This window comes from Pseudomonas sp. P5_A2_2, from assembly GCF_054177685.1.
Map to the genome: position 1 here is coordinate 1 of NZ_JBGCUL010000865.1, position 1,888 is coordinate 1,888.

The 1,888-nt window shown below is 58.1% G+C and carries 4 protein-coding genes; all 4 read left to right on the forward strand.

Annotated features, from left to right (window positions below):
• The first annotated feature begins 201 nt into the window (after nucleotides 1-201).
• Entirely contained in the window at nucleotides 202-675 is a 474-nt protein-coding gene (gene moaC / locus ACXRVY_RS26670; RefSeq protein WP_056726185.1) for a cyclic pyranopterin monophosphate synthase MoaC, read from the forward strand.
• On the forward strand, nucleotides 672-914 hold the full coding sequence (locus ACXRVY_RS26675; protein ID WP_223459852.1) for a MoaD/ThiS family protein: 243 nt from the start codon (nucleotides 672-674) through the stop codon (nucleotides 912-914). The genes moaC and ACXRVY_RS26675 overlap by 4 nt, the downstream gene beginning before the upstream one ends.
• Nucleotides 915-917: 3 nt before the next feature.
• Nucleotides 918-1,370 (forward strand): molybdopterin synthase catalytic subunit MoaE, encoded by a 453-nt coding sequence (moaE, locus tag ACXRVY_RS26680; RefSeq protein ID WP_033042207.1) that lies wholly within the window; start codon nucleotides 918-920, stop codon nucleotides 1,368-1,370.
• A gap of 306 nt (nucleotides 1,371-1,676) precedes the next feature.
• Nucleotides 1,677-1,888, forward strand: a 212-nt coding sequence (locus ACXRVY_RS26685) for a transporter substrate-binding domain-containing protein (protein ID WP_458238691.1), incomplete at its 3' end; no start/stop codon positions are given.

Here is a 1,888-nt window from a genome sequence, read left to right on the forward strand (position 1 = left end):
TGTATGAAGAACCTGTGGGAGCGAGCTTGCTCGCGATGACGGTGTGTCAGTCGACATCTCGGGTTAATGACAGGCCACTATCGTCGGAACGCCGCCCGGAGCAAGCTCGCTCCCACATTGGTTTGTGGTGTGCCGATAATCAAGCGTGCGAAAAATTGACCCGCAGGTTTACAATCGACGCTCCTGATCAGGAGTAATCCCGTGCTGACTCATCTCGATTCCCAAGGTCGCGCCAACATGGTCGACGTCACTGAAAAAGCCGTGACGTTCCGTGAGGCGACCGCCCAAGCGCTGGTGCGCATGCTGCCCGAAACCCTGCAGATGATCGTCAGCGGTGGCCACCCCAAGGGTGATGTGTTTGCCGTGGCGCGCATTGCCGGCATTCAGGCGGCGAAGAAAACCAGCGATCTGATTCCCCTGTGCCATCCGCTGATGCTGACCGGCGTCAAGGTCGAGCTCAGTGCCGAAGGCGACGATTCGGTGCGCATCGTGGCGCGCTGCAAGCTGTCCGGGCAGACCGGCGTCGAGATGGAGGCGCTGACCGCTGCCAGTGTCGCCGCGCTGACGATCTACGACATGTGCAAGGCCGTGGACCGCGGCATGACCATCGAAAGCGTGCGTCTGCTGGAGAAGGTCGGCGGCAAGAGCGGGCATTTCCAGGCGGAGCAGTCATGAACGTTACCGTGAAATTTTTCGCTCGTTATCGTGAAGCGCTAGGCCTGGACTCTGTGAAGGTTCAAGGCGATTTTGCCACCATTGATGACGTCCGCGCATTGTTGGCTCAACGCGACGGTGCCGAGGTGTTGAGCGAGCAAAACCTGATGTGCGCCCGCAACGAAGACCTCTGCCAGCTCGACGAGCCGGTCAGCGAGGGCGATGAAGTGGCGTTCTTTCCGACCGTGACCGGAGGCTGAGCCATGGCCATTCGCGTGCAATCCACAGCATTCGATCCGGGAGCCGAGGTCAACGCCATGCATGACGCCAATGTCGGCGTGGGGGCGGTGGTGAGTTTTGTCGGCTACGTACGTGATTTCAATGACGGCCTCGACGTTGCCGGGATGTTCCTCGAGCATTATCCGGGCATGACCGAAAAGGCCCTCGGCAAGATAGCCACCGAGGCCGAACAGCGCTGGCCGCTGCTCAAGCTCGAAGTGTTGCACCGCATCGGCGCCCTGGAACCGGGCGAGCCGATTGTCTTCGTCGGCGCGGCCAGTGCCCATCGTCAGGCGGCGTTCGACGCCTGCGCCTTTGTCATGGATTACCTGAAAACCCGTGCACCGTTCTGGAAGAAAGAAAACACCAGTGATGGGCCGCGATGGGTTGAGGGGCGTGACAGTGATCATGCGGCGGCGGATCGCTGGAAGCAGTAGTTTCTGCGGCGTTCTTGAGTCAGTCATCGCGAGCAAGCTCGCTCCCACAGGGTTCTGTGTCGTACACAAAATTTGTGTTCAACCAGATCTACTGTGGGAGCGAGCTTGCTCGCGATGGCGTCATTGGCACCACTAAAAATCTTGATGATTCACCACCCGACCATCGGCCGGCACGGGCTGCATTTGCCTCATTGACGATTTATACATAAAAGTCCAGTATGGAATTATAAGTACAAAAAAGGTTTCGACCCGTTTCAGCTTTTTCTTCTGTCTTGCCAAACCAACAACAACCGCGAGAAAACGAACATGAAGAAGTTCCCCCTCATCACCGGTCTGGCCTTGAGCCTGTTGGCGTGCAGTTCTGTATTCGCCGCCGAGAAAACCCTGCGCATTGGCATTGAAGCCGCTTACCCACCGTTCGCCTCGAAAACCGACAAAGGCGAAATCGTCGGTTTCGACTATGACATCGGCAATGCCCTGTGCGCGCAGATGAAGGCCAAGTGTGTGTGGGTCGAAGG